Source organism: Photobacterium sp. TLY01 (genome assembly GCF_021432065.1).
GTDB lineage: Bacteria > Pseudomonadota > Gammaproteobacteria > Enterobacterales > Vibrionaceae > Photobacterium > Photobacterium halotolerans_A.
The window spans coordinates 475,235-491,493 of the sequence record NZ_CP090365.1 but is presented as its reverse complement, the minus strand read 5'-3'; the positions used below and the strand labels follow the sequence as shown (position 1 = coordinate 491,493).

General features: G+C 52.6%; 15 protein-coding genes. 8 read left to right on the top strand and 7 right to left on the bottom strand.

The genetic code is table 11. The features are described from left to right. Nucleotides 1-17: 17 nt before the first annotated feature. The 5 genes from betB to choV all read left to right on the top strand — a co-directional run bounded on the left by betB (nt 18) and on the right by choV (nt 6,458). A complete protein-coding gene (gene betB / locus LN341_RS17765) occupies nt 18-1,478 on the top strand; it encodes a betaine-aldehyde dehydrogenase (protein ID WP_234206415.1) in 1,461 nt (486 codons plus the stop codon). Between the two features lie 56 nt (nt 1,479-1,534). Next, on the top strand, nt 1,535-3,229 hold the full coding sequence (betA, locus tag LN341_RS17760) for a choline dehydrogenase (RefSeq protein ID WP_234206651.1): 1,695 nt from the start codon (nt 1,535-1,537) through the stop codon (nt 3,227-3,229). Nucleotides 3,230-3,383: 154 nt separating this feature from the next. Next, nucleotides 3,384-4,328 (top strand): choline ABC transporter substrate-binding protein, encoded by a 945-nt coding sequence (locus LN341_RS17755; RefSeq protein ID WP_046221775.1) that lies wholly within the window; start codon nt 3,384-3,386, stop codon nt 4,326-4,328. A gap of 70 nt (nt 4,329-4,398) precedes the next feature. Next, on the top strand, nt 4,399-5,247 hold the full coding sequence (choW, locus tag LN341_RS17750; protein ID WP_234206414.1) for a choline ABC transporter permease subunit: 849 nt from the start codon (nt 4,399-4,401) through the stop codon (nt 5,245-5,247). 2 nt (nt 5,248-5,249) lie between these two features. Beyond that, entirely contained in the window at nt 5,250-6,458 is a 1,209-nt protein-coding gene (gene choV, locus LN341_RS17745) for a choline ABC transporter ATP-binding protein (RefSeq protein ID WP_234206412.1), read from the top strand. 117 nt (nt 6,459-6,575) lie between these two features. Here choV and LN341_RS17740 read toward each other — a convergent pair whose 3' ends face one another. Further along, entirely contained in the window at nt 6,576-6,848 is a 273-nt protein-coding gene (locus LN341_RS17740) for a hypothetical protein (RefSeq protein WP_234206410.1), read from the bottom strand. 261 nt (nt 6,849-7,109) lie between these two features. Here LN341_RS17740 and LN341_RS17735 point away from each other — a divergent pair, with 261 nt between their 5' ends. Further along, a complete protein-coding gene (locus LN341_RS17735; protein WP_046221780.1) occupies nt 7,110-8,756 on the top strand; it encodes a GMC family oxidoreductase in 1,647 nt (548 codons plus the stop codon). Nucleotides 8,757-8,831: 75 nt separating this feature from the next. Here LN341_RS17735 and LN341_RS17730 read toward each other — a convergent pair whose 3' ends face one another. After that, nucleotides 8,832-9,860 carry an AraC family transcriptional regulator gene (locus tag LN341_RS17730; RefSeq protein WP_234206408.1) on the bottom strand — a complete coding sequence of 343 codons (1,029 nt, stop codon included), beginning with the start codon at nt 9,858-9,860 and terminating at the stop codon, nt 8,832-8,834. A gap of 377 nt (nt 9,861-10,237) precedes the next feature. On the opposite strand from LN341_RS17730, the gene LN341_RS17725 reads away from it, so the two are divergent. Continuing rightward, entirely contained in the window at nt 10,238-12,208 is a 1,971-nt protein-coding gene (locus LN341_RS17725) for an alkyl/aryl-sulfatase (protein ID WP_234206406.1), read from the top strand. Nucleotides 12,209-12,286: 78 nt separating this feature from the next. Here LN341_RS17725 and LN341_RS17720 read toward each other — a convergent pair whose 3' ends face one another. The 5 genes from LN341_RS17720 to LN341_RS17700 all read right to left on the bottom strand — a co-directional run bounded on the left by LN341_RS17720 (nt 12,287) and on the right by LN341_RS17700 (nt 14,902). Beyond that, nucleotides 12,287-12,676, bottom strand: coding sequence for a VOC family protein (locus LN341_RS17720; protein ID WP_234206404.1), 390 nt, complete (start codon nt 12,674-12,676; stop codon nt 12,287-12,289). A gap of 15 nt (nt 12,677-12,691) precedes the next feature. Next, nucleotides 12,692-13,273, bottom strand: a complete 582-nt coding sequence (locus LN341_RS17715; protein WP_234206649.1) for a sugar O-acetyltransferase — start codon at nt 13,271-13,273, stop codon at nt 12,692-12,694. 31 nt (nt 13,274-13,304) lie between these two features. Continuing rightward, nucleotides 13,305-13,814 (bottom strand): GNAT family N-acetyltransferase, encoded by a 510-nt coding sequence (locus LN341_RS17710; protein WP_046221783.1) that lies wholly within the window; start codon nt 13,812-13,814, stop codon nt 13,305-13,307. Between the two features lie 115 nt (nt 13,815-13,929). Next, nucleotides 13,930-14,661 (bottom strand): type I methionyl aminopeptidase, encoded by a 732-nt coding sequence (gene map, locus LN341_RS17705; protein WP_234206647.1) that lies wholly within the window; start codon nt 14,659-14,661, stop codon nt 13,930-13,932. Nucleotides 14,662-14,689: 28 nt separating this feature from the next. Then, entirely contained in the window at nt 14,690-14,902 is a 213-nt protein-coding gene (locus LN341_RS17700; protein ID WP_046221785.1) for a ParD-like family protein, read from the bottom strand. Between the two features lie 169 nt (nt 14,903-15,071). Here LN341_RS17700 and LN341_RS17695 point away from each other — a divergent pair, with 169 nt between their 5' ends. Then, complete coding sequence (locus LN341_RS17695) at nt 15,072-16,238, top strand: glutathionylspermidine synthase family protein (RefSeq protein ID WP_234206402.1); 1,167 nt, start codon at nt 15,072-15,074, stop codon at nt 16,236-16,238. The last annotated feature ends 21 nt before the right edge of the window (nt 16,239-16,259 follow it).

The window sequence follows — 16,259 nt, the reverse complement described above, 5'->3', positions numbered from 1 at the left end:
AGGAGCAGAGAAGCAGTATGACCATGACATCCCTGTATATTCACGGCCAAGCCACGCAAGCCACTTCAGGCGAGCAATTTGAAACCCGTAATCCAGCGACCGGCGAAGTGATCGCCCGGGTCGGTCAGGCCTCTGAGGCCGATATGGCGCGTGCCATTGCTTCGGCCAAAGAAGGTTTTGCCATCTGGTCTGCCATGAGCGGTGCAGAACGTGGCCGGATCCTGATGAAAGCGGTGGCTTTACTGCGGGAACGGAATGATGAATTAGCAGCGCTTGAAGTGCAGGACACGGGCAAGCCGCTGCAGGAAGCGCTGGAAGTCGACATCGTGACCGGTGCGGATGTGATTGAATATTATGCCGGTCTGGCAGCCAGTCTTTCGGGTCAGCAACAGGATCTCGGCCACGGTCAGTTTTTCTACACACGCCGTGAACCACTGGGCATTTGTGCCGGTATCGGTGCCTGGAACTATCCGATTCAAATCGCGATGTGGAAATCTGCCCCTGCGCTGGCAGCCGGGAATGCCATGATTTTCAAACCGTCTGAAGAAACCCCGCTGACGGCCCTGAAACTGGCGGAAATCTACACCGAAGCAGGTGTGCCGGATGGTGTATTCAACGTGGTTCAGGGTGATTACCGTGTCGGTCAGATGTTGTCCCGTCATCCTGAGATCGCCAAAGTGTCCTTTACCGGCGAATGCGGCACCGGCAAAAAGGTCATGGCTGATGCCGCCGGTACCCTGAAAGACGTCACCATGGAACTGGGCGGCAAGTCACCGCTGATCGTCTTTGACGACGCGCAGCTCGATAACGCAGTGTCCGCCGCCATGATGGCAAATTTCTACACTCAGGGCGAAGTGTGTACGCACGGCACCCGTGTATTTGTTCACGATGCGGTTTATGACGAGTTCCTAACTCGTCTGGCAACGCGCACCGCCAAGCTGAAAGTCGGCGACCCGAGCGACATCAACACCCAGATTGGCGCTCTGATCTCTACCGAGCATCTGGAAAAAGTGCTGGGCTTTATTGCAACCGGCAAGCAGTCCGGCGCCCGTCTGCTGGCCGGTGGCCACCGCGTGACCGAAAACGGTCTGGACAAAGGCAACTTCGTCGCACCGACCATTTTTGCGGACTGCACCGATGACATGCCACAGGTTAAAGAAGAGATTTTTGGCCCGGTCATGTCTGTGCTGCGTTTCAGTGATGAAGAGGAAGTGATCCGTCGTGCCAACGACACCGATTACGGACTGGCTGCGGGTATTTTTACTCAGAACCTCTCACGCGCCCATCGCCTGATTGCTCAGATTGAAGCCGGGATTTGCTGGATCAACACCTGGGGCGGCTCTCCGGCTGAAATGCCGGTCGGCGGCTACAAGCACTCAGGCGTGGGTCGCGAAAATGGTCTGGAAACGCTCAATCATTACACCCAGACCAAGAGCGTGCTGATTGAACTGGGTGATCTTGAATGCCCTTACCTGTAACCACCTATCTGGACAAAGCACGCCAAACCAAAGAGAACAGACGTAAAGGGAACGCCATGAAGCAAGAATTTGATTACATCATTGTTGGTGCCGGTTCAGCAGGTTGTGTGCTGGCCGACCGCCTGACCGAAAGCGGTGCGCATCAGGTGCTGCTGCTGGAAGCCGGTGGCAGCGACAAGAGTATTTTCATTCAGATGCCAACGGCGCTGTCGTACCCAATGAACAGCGATAAATATGCCTGGCAGTTTGAAACCCAGCCGGAATTTGGTCTGGATGGCCGTCAGTTGCACTGTCCGCGCGGGAAAGTGCTCGGCGGCAGCTCGTCCATCAACGGCATGGTGTACGTGCGCGGTCACGCCTGTGACTTCGACGAGTGGGAAGCCCACGGCGCGTCCGGCTGGAGCTATCGCGACTGCCTGCCCTATTTCCGCCGGGCTGAGCAATGGAAAGATGGCGAAGATGCCTACCGGGGCGGAGACGGCCCGGTCGCGACCTGTAACGGAAACGATATGGCGCTGAACCCGCTGTATCAGGCCTTCATTGATGCCGGTCAGCAGGCAGGTTACCCGGCAACGGACGACTACAACGGCTATCAGCAGGAAGGCTTCGGCCCGATGCACATGACTGTCGACAACGGTGTCCGGGCTTCGACATCCAATGCTTACCTGCGCCGTGCCATGAAGCGCAGCAATCTCACTGTACTGACCGGTGTGCTGAGCCGGAAAGTCCTGCTGGACGGCAAACAAGCCACCGGAATCGAATTTGAGCGTGGCGGACAAGTCCAGACAGCCACAGCACGCAAAGAAGTCATCTTATCTGCTGGTTCTGTCGGTTCGCCGCAATTGCTGCAACTGTCCGGCATTGGTCCGAAAACCGTGTTGGAAGAAGCAGGAATTGCAGTGAAACACGACCTGCCGGGCGTGGGTGAAAACCTGCAGGATCACCTGGAAGTCTATTTCCAGTATGAGTGTAAAGCACCGGTAACCCTGAACAGCAAACTGGGCCTGATCAGCAAAGGCTTGATCGGCACCCGCTGGATTCTGTTCAAAGACGGATTGGGTGCCACCAACCACTTTGAATCCTGTGCCTTTATTCGCTCCCGCGCGGGTCTGAAATGGCCGAATGTGCAGTATCACTTCCTGCCCGCCGCAATGCGTTACGACGGTCAGGCCGCGTTCGACGGCCATGGATTTCAGGTCCATGTTGGTCCGAACAAGCCAGAGAGCCGCGGCCGGGTTTGGGTGACTTCTGCCGATCCGAAAGCCAAACCGGTCATTGAATTCAACTACATCAGCACCGAACAGGACAAGCAGGACTGGCGCGATACTATCCGCCTGACCCGTGAGATTCTGACCCAGCCAGCTATGTCTGCCTATCGCGGACAAGAGATCCAGCCGGGGAAAGCGATTCAGAGTGATGAAGCCATTGACGCCTGGGTTCGCGAGAACGTCGAGAGTGCCTATCACCCGTCCTGCACCTGCAAAATGGGCAGCGACGACGATGTCATGGCCGTGCTGAACAGTGACTGTCAGGTCCGCGGTATCGACAGCCTGCGCGTGGTGGACTCGTCTGTCTTCCCGACGATCCCGAACGGCAACCTGAATGCGCCAACCATCATGGTGGCAGAAAAAGCCGCCGATAAAATTCTGGGCAAACCTGCCCTGCCTGCAGCACACGTGCCAGTCTGGATCGCCGATAACTGGCAGAACAAGCAACGCAGCAAAGAACCCGAAACGGCTGGCGCGAACTAACGCGCAACAATGAACAACAGCACCTTTTCGTGGTGGTGAATTTCACCGCCACCGGGCCCGCTCACCCCTGAGATCAGGAACAGCAAGCCCTTATGATGCACGCCTCACCCGAACACGAGGCTCAACCACAAACGAAATGGATAAAGGACACGTCATGACGACAATGAATAAGACAATCAAATACACTGCAATCGCAACGCTGATGGCTGCTGGCGCTCAGCCCGTGATGGCAGCCCAGTGCGACACGGTACGTTTCTCTGATGTGGGCTGGACCGACATTACCGCCACCACAGCCGTGACCAGCGAAGTCCTGAAAGGTCTGGGCTACACAACCAAAACACAGCTGCTGTCTGTGCCTGTCACCTACTCCTCCATGGCCAATGGCGACATCGACGTCTTTCTCGGCAACTGGATGCCAACCATGGAAGGCGATATCGCGAAGTACCGCGACAACGGCACCGTTGAAACTGTTCGCGCGAATCTTGAAGGTGCCAAATACACCCTGGCGGTACCGAAATATGTGTACGACGCGGGTGTCCGTAGCTTTGCCGATCTGGCGAAATTCGAAGATCAATTCCGTGGCCGTATCTACGGCATTGAACCGGGCAATGACGGCAACCGCCTGATTCAGGACATGATCGACCAGAATGCTTTCGGTCTGGAAGAATTCCGTCTGGTGGAGTCCAGTGAAGCCGGCATGGTTTCTCAGGTCAAGCGCGCCGTGAACCGCGAGCAGTGGGTGGTCTTTCTGGGCTGGGCACCGCACCCGATGAACAACAACTTTGCGCTGGAATACCTGTCCGGCGGTGACGACTTCTTCGGCCCGAACTACGGCGGTGCCAGTGTTTACACCAATGTCCGCAAAGACTACATGGAAACCTGTCCGAACGTCGGCCGGTTGCTGAAAAACCTCTCGTTCAGCCTGGAGATGGAAAACGAGCTGATGGGCGACATTCTCAACGAACAGAAAAAACCAGCCGCAGCGGCCAAAGCCTGGCTGCAGAAAAACCCGGAAGTGCTGGACCAGTGGTTGCAGGGCGTGAAGTCCCTTGATGGCAGCAAGGGCACGGAATCCGTGAAGCAATACCTGAATATTTAATCCTATTTTGCGGGCATCGGCCTGCCTGTGCCCGCAGCTGCTTTTGTTGTACCCCTTTTAAGGAGTTAATGTGAATTTTATTACCGATCATAAGATCCCACTGGGTGAATGGATGGCAAACCTGGTCGACTGGCTGACTTACAATGCGGCCGGATTTTTCGACGCCATCTCCTACAGCCTGGAATCTCTGATCATGATGCTGGTCGATGTCTTCAAGTGGATGCCACCCGCAGTGCCGATTCTGATGACCGCGGCACTGGCCTGGGCACTGCATCGCAGCTTCTCTCTGGTCGCTTTTGTGGTCGCCGCCCTGCTGCTGATTCTGAATCTGGGTTACTGGCCGGAAATGCTGGAAACCTTCGTACTGGTACTCACGGCCACCTCAATTTCGGTGCTGGTTGGCGTGCCGATTGGCATCATGGCAGCGCACCGCCCCTGGCTGTACACCCTGATGCGCCCGATTCTGGATCTGATGCAGACGATTCCGACCTTTGTGTATCTGATCCCAACTCTGGTGCTGTTTGGTCTGGGCGTGGTCCCCGGGCTCATTTCCACCATTATTTTTGCCATTGCTGCTCCGATTCGACTGACCTATCTGGGGATCAGCCGCGTGCCGGAAGAACTGCTTGAAGCAGGTCAGGCCTTCGGTGCAACCCGCTCCAAACTGCTGTTCAAAGTAGAACTGCCGGCGGCAATGCCAAACATCATGGCAGGGATCACTCAATGCATCATGCTGTCACTGTCGATGGTGGTGATTGCCGCACTGGTCGGGGCCGATGGTCTGGGTAAACCTGTGATCCGCGCCCTGAATACCGTGAACATCTCGCAGGGCTTTGAGGCCGGTCTGGCCATTGTTCTGGTCGCGATTATTCTCGACCGCCTGTGTAAAACCCCAGCCAGCAATAACCAGGAGGGCTAATCATGACTGCCATTCGAATTGAAAATTTAGACGTGATCTTCGGTAAAAATACCGAGCAGTCACTGGCGTTGCTGGATCAGGGCAAAAGCCGTCAGGAAATTATTGATGAAACCGGCGATGTTGTTGGTGTGAACAAAGTCAGCCTGGATGTGGCACAGGGTGAAATCTGTGTGCTAATGGGCTTATCGGGCTCCGGTAAGTCCAGCCTGCTGCGCGCCATCAACGGCCTGAACCCGGTCTCGCGCGGTAAACTGGAAGTACAGGATGGCGACAGCATGGTGGATCTGGCTTCCTGTGATGCCAACACTCTGCGCCATATGCGTACCGAACGGATTTCCATGGTGTTTCAGAAATTTGCCCTGATGCCCTGGCTGACCGTGCTCGACAATGCTGCTTTTGGTCTGGAAATGCAGGGCATCAGCAAATCAGAACGCCGTCGCCGGGCCATGGAAAAGCTGGAGATGGTCGGTCTGGCTGAATGGAAAGATAAATTCCCGCACGAACTGTCTGGCGGGATGCAGCAGCGTGTCGGTCTGGCCCGTGCGTTTACCATGGACAGCGACATCCTGCTGATGGATGAACCGTTCTCAGCACTGGACCCGCTGATCCGCAGCCAGCTGCAGGACGAGTTGCTCGATCTGCAACGTAAACTGAATAAGACCATCGTCTTTGTCAGCCACGATCTCGACGAAGCGCTGAAAATCGGTAACAACATCGCGATCATGGAATCCGGTGAACTGATCCAGCACGGGAAGCCGGAAGACATCGTCCTCAAACCCAATACGCAGTATGTGAAAGACTTTGTCGCCCATACCAATCCACTGAACGTGCTCCGTGGCCGTTCGCTGATGACGCCAACCAGCGAGCTTGAAAGCCTGGAAGACATGCTGATTCTGAATCGTCATGAAGGCACACGCCTGAACACCAATGATGCGGGAGAAGTGTTAGCTGCTCGCCGTCAGGAACAGGATCTGGCCCTGCAACTCTGGCAGCAGGGTGACGATCTCGACCGCCTGTCTCAGACAGATATCGTGACAGCCAGCCCGGATATCTCGATGCGGGATGCGCTGGAAATCCGCTATCGCACGGGCCAGCCCGTGCTGCTGACCGAACGCAACGGCAACGATAAACACACCTTAGTGGGTGTACTGTCTGATCAGGACTTTTACCACGCCTTACTCGGGAAACACTTTGAGGCGAAAGTGGCTTAATCTCGGTGCCTTTCTTCTGAAATTCAAAGCACGCTTTCGAGCGTGCTTTTTGAGATCGGTATTCGTTCCTGCCGCTTGCGCTTTGGCTGTTCCCATGCCCTGTTGAAGCGGCATACACTAAAACCTGTCCAGCTCCGGGCTGGCCACCAGATTGCTCCAGAATGCCGACAGACCTTCACCCGCCCGGATTTTCTCCGCCCACAGCGCACCAATCATCAGGCCGATGACGCTGAAGCTCACCACAACCGCCCCATTGACCTCACCCAGCACTAAGCAAACAGGGCCGGCAAGTAACAAACCAAATATCGCAGGCGTCGCTGCAATCATGATCCACATCGAAAGAGCAATCAGCCCAGAGACAGCTTTCCACACAGTGATATCCTTATCCACAGGGTAATCCGCTTACCAGATAGTCAAATCCTAATCGCAAATGCACCATGTTGCACTGATGATAAACAGATAATGTTAAGAAATGTGATCCTGTGCCAGAGGTAAGAAAATTTTCATAAATCAATGATTTTTAAGCAATTAATTTTCATTAATTTGACATAATTGATAAAAACGGCCAAATGATAATGATTTGGCGCTCTCAGCAAACGGCAAATGTTAACAGTTTGATAAAATATTCTCAGTTGCTTGCAAGGAGGCACTATGAAATCTCGCTATGATTATATTGTTGTCGGTGCCGGCTCTGCTGGCTGCGTGCTGGCAAACCGCTTAACGGCCAATGGACAATACTCAGTCTTGGTACTGGAAGCAGGTCCGTCGGACAAAACACCTGTTGTGAGCACACCCGGTGCCTTCGCGTATTTCATGTTTTCGAAGAAATACAACTGGGCCTACAACGCAACACCCGATCCTGCCCTCCGAAACGGGCAGCCCGTCTTTGTACCACGCGGCAAAGTGCTGGGCGGCAGCTCTTCCGTGAACGGTATGCTCTATGTTCGGGGTCAGAAAGAGGATTACGATCATTGGGCATCACTGGGTAATACCGGTTGGGGCTTTGATGATCTGCTGCCTTACTTCAAAAAATCAGAGTGCAATGAACGCGGTGCCGATGCCTTCCATGGTGACAGCGGACCACTGCATGTCAGTGACCGTCAGGCCCAGTATCCGCTGACAGAAGCTTTTATTGAGGCCAGCCAGCAGGCCGGGTTCAAATTCAATCCGGATTTCAATGGCGCTGATCAGGAAGGCGTGGGCTATTACCAGTGCACCATTAAAAACGGCCAGCGCTGTGGTGCGGCCCGTGGTTATCTGCACCCGGCCATGGAACGAAAAAACCTGACCGTGCTGACTGAAGCCACTGTAAAAAAAGTCGTGATTGAAGATAAAAAAGCGATAGGTGTCAGCTTTACCTATCAGGGGCAAGAGCTCACTTTCCATGCGAATCAGGAAGTCATTCTCAGTGGTGGTGCCATTAACTCACCACAGCTGCTGATGCTGTCGGGAATCGGTCATCAGGAGCACCTCGCCGAGCATGGTATCGACTGCCAGCACCACTTACCGGGCGTCGGTGAAAACCTGCAAGAGCATGTCGATGCCTGTGTGCTGGTCAAAAGTAAGAAGAAAGATGGCTTCACCGCATCTCTTGGCGGCCTGTTGCGTATGGCTCCCGATACATTGAAATACGTGCTGAAAAAGGAAGGGAAGCTGTCAAATTCAATCACTGAAGCCGGCGGATTTATCAAATCCAGGGATGAGTTGGATCGCCCCGATATCCAGCTGCATATGCTGCCATTGCTCTTTGACGACAGCGGTCGTGATTTGAAACTGATGGCTCAGCATGGCTATTCCTGTCATGTCTGTGTACTGCGCCCGAAAAGCAGCGGGACGGTGAAGCTCAGATCGGCAGATCCGGTCGCAGCGCCTGACATTGATTTTAATTTCTTCGCCCATGAAGAAGATAAAAAGGTACTGGTCGACGGCATTCGCCAACTACGTAAGATCCTGGCCGCGCCAGCTTTCGATGACTACCGGGCAGAAGAGCTGAATCCCGGCATAGAAGCAGAGACAGACGATGCGATCTTTGACAAGATCAAACAGCACATCGGTTTGGTCTATCACCCGGTCGGCACCTGCAAAATGGGCCGTGACGAGATGGCTGTGGTGGATACCGAGCTCAAAGTGCATGGCGTGAAAGGCTTGCGAGTGGTGGACGCTTCTGTGATGCCGACCCTGATCAGCGGTAATACCAATGCACCGACCATCGCGATTGCAGAGAAAGCCGCAGAGCTGATCCTGAACGGACAACAAAGCCACCAGCAGCAACCTCAGACAGACAGCATCACTGCTTAATTCACAACACACCTGCGGTTAAAAACCGGCTGCGATATTCAGCCGGTTGTTTGCTGCAGCGAGGTGATGAACGCGCTACCGGATTTGCTCAGAAAGTTGATTTCGGTAGCGTCCCGGTGTTTCATCCGTCCAGCGCTTGAATGCGCGGTTAAAGTTCCCCACGCTGGAATAACCCACCAGATAGCCAATCTCACCCAGTGACAGATGCGGTTGCTCAATATATTCCAGCGCCAGCTTTTTACGGGTACTTTCCAGAATATCGGTAAAGGATGTTCCTTTATCCTGTAACTTTCGCTGCATGCTGCGCAGGCTGATCCCCATCGAGTCCGCAATCTCGGTTTGAGTCGGAACGCCCATCGGTAATAACTGGCACAGCTTGTTACGAATAATCTGAATCAGATCATTCTTATCCATACGCGTCAAAAACTCATCCAGCATTTTTTCATGGGTTTGCGCCAGTGATGAATTCCCCGTCATGAGCCGTCGCGAAGCCTGTTCACTGTCAAAAACCACTGCATTCATTGCCTGACCATATACGATCTCACAGCCCATAAACTCGCTCAGAAACCTCTGCCCCTGATCAGGTGCGGTAAGACACACGCTGACCGGGTGCAAATGGCCGGGAACCATATCTCTGGCAAATTGCACCATAGTCGCCAAAAAGGTTTCAGCAACAATATCAGGAATAACAGGTTTTTGGCTGCCTTCATGGCAGATGATATTCATTCGGAAAACGACTTGCTCGGCCGACTCAATCAACTCGATCGAACAGGTATTGGACACCACTCTTTTATAACGGGCGATTCGTTCCAGCGCGTCTCTCAGTGTGCTGGAGGACATCATGGCGTAGCCCAGCGCATAAAACACACTGGGATGAAAATTGCGGGCCACCTGCACACTGACATCCTGCCGGGGTAAGCGCTGATTGCAGTACTCCAGCAGCTTGGTGATTTTTTCTATGCCGATCCGGCTTTCCTGATGCAACACTTCATTGGGTGAAATCCCGCAAGCCGACAATGCCTGTTGCTCGTTAATCTGGTTCGCAGCCATCATACGGCTAAAAGGGATCAACCAGCCACTCAGGGTTGAGTAATAAGCATTCATACGCGTCTATCGCCTCACTGTTCACATCGTAAGCGTCGTGTCATTTGACCTTGTCATTTAGCCATAAATCGCCATTTTTGTGGACTGACCACTCAGTCAGCTTTTCTGGCAGACTCGTGCTTTCGCCGATAAAAACGGTATGCCAAAAGCCAGCGGAAAACGAAACCTGATGATGACCTGACCTTTGATACACCCCACATCAATGACACATTTTATTAACAACCAGCATCCGCGCAACATAAAATGGCGTGAACTGAGAACTCGATAAGACAGTCGTCCTATAAGCTAGTGAGTGAATGAGCCTGTGTGGCCTGTCAGGGTGTATCGCAATCACCCCCTGAACGCCTGACCTCTACGACACATAACAAGGACGAACTATGCGCCATAAAACTTTAGTCGCCAGTATCATTGTGGCTGTCTTTTCTCAATCCGTTTTTGCAGCCGATCCCAGCACAGCAACAAAAGATGCCAGCGCCTCAACGAAAGCTTACCAACAGCAGCAGAGAGACATCCTGCCATTTTCCGATACCAAAGATTTTGAACTGGTTGAAAAAGGCCTGATCAAGCGCCCTGAGGCAGTCACCATCAAAGATGAGAACGGCACTACGGTCTGGGAATTAGGCAGCTATGATTTTCTGCTGGGTGATCAATCAATCGACACGATTCACCCCAGCCTGGAACGTCAGGCCAAGCTGAACATGGCCTACGGCTTGTACAAAGTCACAGATCGTATTTATCAGGTGCGTGGCTATGACCTGGCAAACATCACCTTCATTCAAGGGGATACCGGCTGGATTGTGTTTGACCCGTTGCTCACCCCGCCAACTGCCAAAGCCGCTTTTGAATTGGTGTCCAAGGAGCTGGGCGATTTTCCGATTCACACTGTGGTCTACAGCCATGCCCACGTTGACCATTTCGGCGGGGTAAAAGGGATTGTCTCTCAGGCACAAGTTGACAGCGGTGAGGTTCAGGTGATTGCCCCTCGTCATTTCATGGAGCACGCGATCAAAGAAAACGTACTGGCCGGGAATGCCATGACACGCCGCGCAACCTATCAATATGGCAACGCCCTGCCTATCGGCCCGAAAGGGTTAGTCGATGCCGCCATCGGCAAAGGCACATCACTGGGCATGATCGGTCTAATCACCCCAACCCGGGAGATCAGTCAGGATACCGAAACCGTGACGATTGACGGCATTGAGATGGTCTTCATGAACACACCAAACACTGAATCACCATCGGAAATGAACACCTATTTTCCGCAATTCAAAGCATTGTGGACGGCTGAAAACGTCATTGGCACCATGCACAACGTCTATACCCTGCGCGGCGCTGAAGTGCGGGATGCCCAGGGCTGGAGTAAGTACATTAACAGCCTGATCCATGGCGTAGCCAAAGAAGCCGACGTGATGTTTGCGTCACACAGCTGGCCGCGCTGGGGCAATGACTATTTGATGGACGTACTCAAAAAGCAACGTGATATGTACGGCTACATTCATGACCATGCCTTGAACCTGGCGAATAAAGGCGTGACCATCAATGAGATCCATAACGAATTTGAAGTACCGGACTCACTCGCCAATGAATGGTACAACCGCGGCTATCACGGTTCGTATTCGCACAATGTCCGTGCTGTGATCAACAAATATCTGGGCTTCTTCGACATGAACCCGGCAACCCTGAACCAGCTCAGTCCGGCTGACTCGGCACCCAAGTACGTCGAGGCAATGGGCGGGGCCGATGCCATCATCCAGCGGGCAAAAGCCAGCTTTGACAAAGGCGAATACCGCTGGGCGGCAGAGGTGCTGGACAAAGTGATTTATGCCGATCCTGATAACCAGCAGGCTCGCCTGCTTCAGGCTGATATTTTCGAGCAGATGGGTTATCAGTCTGAATCAGCTGGCTGGCGAAACACCTATCTGGTCGGCGCTTACGAATTGCGTCACGGCATGCCCACCAATGCGCGCGCAACCCGTGTTGGCCCAGACTTTGTCAGTGCCATGAGCACAGATCTGATTTTCGACTTTCTGGGTGTGCGCCTGAACGCAGAAAAGGCAGAAGGCAAAAAACTCACACTGAACTTTGTCTTCCCGGATCGGGATGAGCACTATCTGCTAGAGCTGGAAAACAGCCACCTGAACAACATCAAAGGCCAGCAAAGCGATAACGCCGATGTCACTATCACCATAAACCGCAGCGATATGGACAAAATGCTGATTAAACAGCAAAGCTTCCAGCAACTGTTGCAGGACGGTAAGGTCAAAACCCAGGGTAATATTCAGGCTTTTGGTCAGCTGATGGGCATGATGGACGAATTCCCGTTCTGGTTTAAGATTGCGACGCCATAAGCACAGACGACGCTGTGTTTTACGCTGCAAAGCCGCTGATACTCAGCGGCTTTTTTCATGGTTCGTGTCAACCCGGATTCAGGGCAGGTTGATCTGCCAGGACACCCCAAACCGATCCGTCACCCAGCCAAAGCGTTGGCTGAAACCGTAATTCTCCGCAGGCATCAGTGCATTACCACCTTCGGTGAGCGCGGCATAGACCCGCTCAAACTCGGTTGCCGATTCACAGTCTACAAAAACAGACATCGCTGGGGTGAAGGTAAAATTGTGCGAAATGAAGGAATCAATGGCGATAAACTCCCGGCCGGCAAGCACAAAACGGGCTTGCCTGACCATACCTTTTGAATCGCCATCCGGGTAACGCTCAATGTGAAGGATGTCAGATCCGGCAAACAGACTGACATAGAAATTCATCGCCTCTTCGGCATCCCCTTCAAACATCAGATGGGTCAGAATCGCTTGTGCCACGGCACTTCTCCCTGCTCAGTCACCGGCCAGCACAACTGAGGGCTCAGACGGTGTGATTTGTTTGACAACCCGGCACGGGTTCCCTACGGCAACGCTGTTATCCGGAATATCTCTGGTCACCACACTGCCGGCGCCAATGACACAGTTGTGACCAATGCGCACGCCCGGCAAAACCGCTACGTTGCCTCCGAGCCAGACATTGTCACCGATCCACACCGGCGCACCGTCTTCCCCATGCAACCGCTCAACAGGATCAATCGGGTGAGACGCCGCGGAGATCATCACATTCGGACCAATAAACGCATTCTCACCGATCGTGACTTTGCAGACATCCAGAATGGTCAGGTTATGGTTCGAATAAAAATTCGCGCCCAGCACAATGTTATAACCATAGTCGCAGTAAAAAGACGGTTCCATATGAGCATCGCCGCAAAATTGTACCCGTTCTGCCAGAATCGCCATTCTGGCTTGCGTATCGCGCGGATCAGCCAGATTAAAACGGTGACACATGACTTTGGCTTCCTGACGGTCATGGACCAGTTCGGGATCTCTGCCGCTGTAAGCCAGACCTGCGAGCATTTTTTCTTTTTCTGTCATAAACTCAGACACTGTGTACTCCTTCATTCATTCACAGCGCAATTCCAAACCGTACCAGCAACCCGCCGTCAGGCAAGGTTTCATGGTTTAACTCATAGTGGAAACCCAGCCTGGTCAACAGGTGAATGCATCTGTGGTTCTCGGCATCGGTAATCGCGACCAGACGCTTCAGTGCCAGGGTTTCACGGGCAAAAGACAAGATTGCCTGAGCGGCTTCAAAGGCATAGCCCTGCCCCTCAAAGCCCGGCAAATAGCCATATCCTAAATCAATGTCTTTCAGGGAATCACGTTTAATCAGGCCACAGATACCAATCGGTGTGTCATCGCTTTTCAATGCAACACGCTGTAGCCCCAAACCTGTTGTCTGATACAGACTGATAAGTGATGTTTCGAGATACTTCAACGCATCCTGACGTGTATGAAGCTGTTTATCACCGACAAAACGTTGAAAGCCTGGCGTGTTATACAGTTCAAAAATGAAATCAGCATCTGCCGCCGTTAACGGCCTGATCGTCAGACGTTCCGTGGTGATTGCTACCATGCTCATTATTCCGATATTGATGTAACCATGAAGAGCCGGCTATCCGGAGAGTGCTCCAATGTCATAAAACAGCCGGTCAGACGAGACTGGGGTTCTGTTGCGTTGGCATTACCCGTCAGTGCTTTTCTTCTTCTCTCAGCGTCAGCACCTCATAACCGGTTTCCGTCACCAGTATGGTGTGCTCCCACTGCGCCGACAGTTTTTTGTCTTTGGTCACCACAGTCCAGCCGTCTTTCTTGGTTTTGGTTTTGTAGGTGCCTTCATTGATCATCGGTTCAATGGTGAATGTCATGCCTGGCTGCAGCCGCAACCCGCGCCCTTTCAGCCCATGGTGAAGGACTTGTGGTTCTTCATGCATTTCCCGGCCGATGCCGTGACCGCAATATTCCCGGACCACAGAATAACCCTGACTTTCGGCGTGCTTCTGAATCGCATACCCAATATCACCCAGAGTCGCGCCAGGTTTCACCTGCGCAATCCCCTGCCACATGGCTTCATAGGTTGTTTTTACCAGCCGGGACGCACGTGGCTGAACCCGGCCGATGCAATACATTTTGCTGGAATCAGCAATAAAACCATTTTTCTCCAGGGTGATATCCAGATTGATAATATCGCCCTCTTTCAACAGACGGTTTTCGTCCGGCATGCCATGGCAAATCACTTCATTGATTGACGCATTGAGGACGTACGGATAATCGTACTGGCCTTTACTGGCAGGTCTTGCAGACAATGCATCCGTAATAAAGGCCTCGACCTTGTCATTAATCGCCATGGTCGATACACCGGCAGCCACAAAGTCATCCAGCATGGAAAAGACTGAGGCCAATAAGCGGCCAGACTCGCGCATCAGTTCAATTTCCTGCGCGGTTTTGATATTAATTTTGTTCACTCATTAATTCCTGTACCGATCCCGCATCGCTCAGTAATAGCTTACGAATCAGTTCGTTATATGTCAGTGTCGGATTCATTTCCGCCAGCAGACCCATTTTTATCCAAAACTCTGCCTGGGCATTAATAGAACGCGACATCGTGCTGCTGGCTTTTCGGATCTCTTCATGAAGGTCATCCGATATTTTGACTATCCCCATTCGTCGGCCTGAATAATATACATAGAATATGCGAAGTGTATACGAAACGTATATTCACATCAATGTAATGCGATCATGATCCAAGTCGGCCTTTTCAGACACAGGGAATCTTTACTTTCTCATCCGTCCCCCCTGATAATGTCGGCCTGTTGTCCATTCGAGCAGTACTATGATTCAGGTTCCGATTACCCCACGCCCAAACTGGAAAATGCTGGCCGATGAATTTGGATTTCGTTTCCATACTCTGGAAGGCGAACCCTATTGGGTCGAAGATCGCTACTTTCAGTTCAGTTTGCAGCAGATTGAAAATGAACTGGAAGCGCCCACCGCCGAGCTCCATCAAATGAGCCTGGAAGCCGTCGATAAAGTTATCCGCGATGAAGCCTTGCTGAAAAAATTTCAGATCCCGGAAACCATGTGGGATCTGATTGCCAGCTCGTGGAAACAAAAAGCACCCAGTTTGTATGGGCGACTGGATTTTGCCTACGATGGCCGGCATCCGGCAAAATTGCTTGAATTGAACAGTGACACACCAACCTCACTTTACGAAGCCAGTTTCTGGCAATGGTTGTGGCTTGAAGATCAGGTCAATGCAGGCAAACTACCCAGGCGCGCCGATCAGTACAATCTGATTCAGGAGCTGATGATCCAGCGCATGGCAGCATTAGGCAGCTACCAGCCAGGACAAACATTGCATTTCGCCTGCTGCCGGGACAGCGTGGAAGACAGAGATACTGTGCAGTATCTTGAAGACTGCGCCAGAGAAGCCGGGCTGAAAATCGCCTTTGTGTACATTGAAGACATCGGCATCAATCAGGACGGCGAGTTTACCGATCTGGACGACAACCCGATTCGCTGGATGTTCAAGCTCTATCCGTGGGAGTTTATGTTCCGGGAAGAGTATGCCGCGTATCTGCACAGCGCCAATGTTAACTGGCTGGAACCGATGTGGAAAAGCATCAGCTCAAACAAAGCGATTCTGCCGCTGATGTGGGACATGTTTCCTCACCACCCGAACCTGTTACCCGCCTACTTTGCCGATGATCCGAAAGCCGCAAGCCTGACAGATTTCGTGAAAAAACCAATTTTCAGCCGCGAAGGAGCCAACATCAGTGTGCATCGTGCCGGTGAAATACTGCAGCATGAACCCGGCCCGTACGGCGACGAAGGCTATATCATCCAGCAATATACCCATTTACCGCGTTTCGGTAACAACCATATGCTGATCGGCAGCTGGTTGATCAATGATGAACCCGCCGGACTGACGATCCGGGAAGATACAGGTTACATCACCAAAGATACTTCAATGTTTATTCCGCATATCATTCTGGATTAAACCGGCAGGGACAAAAGCGGC

Bases quoted from the DNA above. Each gene is read 5' to 3' on its own strand.
- betB (WP_234206415.1), top strand. From the start codon at position 18: ATGACCATGACATCCCTGTATATTCACGGCCAAGCCACGCAAGCCACT.
- LN341_RS17710 (WP_046221783.1), bottom strand. From the start codon at position 13,814: ATGGTAGCAATCACCACGGAACGTCTGACGATCAGGCCGTTAACGGCG.
- LN341_RS17695 (WP_234206402.1), top strand. From the start codon at position 15,072: ATGATTCAGGTTCCGATTACCCCACGCCCAAACTGGAAAATGCTGGCC.
- choV (WP_234206412.1), top strand. From the start codon at position 5,250: ATGACTGCCATTCGAATTGAAAATTTAGACGTGATCTTCGGTAAAAAT.
- map (WP_234206647.1), bottom strand. From the start codon at position 14,661: ATGCGCGAGTCTGGCCGCTTATTGGCCTCAGTCTTTTCCATGCTGGAT.
- LN341_RS17715 (WP_234206649.1), bottom strand. From the start codon at position 13,273: ATGACAGAAAAAGAAAAAATGCTCGCAGGTCTGGCTTACAGCGGCAGA.
- betA (WP_234206651.1), top strand. From the start codon at position 1,535: ATGAAGCAAGAATTTGATTACATCATTGTTGGTGCCGGTTCAGCAGGT.
- LN341_RS17735 (WP_046221780.1), top strand. From the start codon at position 7,110: ATGAAATCTCGCTATGATTATATTGTTGTCGGTGCCGGCTCTGCTGGC.
- LN341_RS17755 (WP_046221775.1), top strand. From the start codon at position 3,384: ATGACGACAATGAATAAGACAATCAAATACACTGCAATCGCAACGCTG.
- LN341_RS17730 (WP_234206408.1), bottom strand. From the start codon at position 9,860: ATGAATGCTTATTACTCAACCCTGAGTGGCTGGTTGATCCCTTTTAGC.
- LN341_RS17725 (WP_234206406.1), top strand. From the start codon at position 10,238: ATGCGCCATAAAACTTTAGTCGCCAGTATCATTGTGGCTGTCTTTTCT.
- LN341_RS17700 (WP_046221785.1), bottom strand. From the start codon at position 14,902: ATGGGGATAGTCAAAATATCGGATGACCTTCATGAAGAGATCCGAAAA.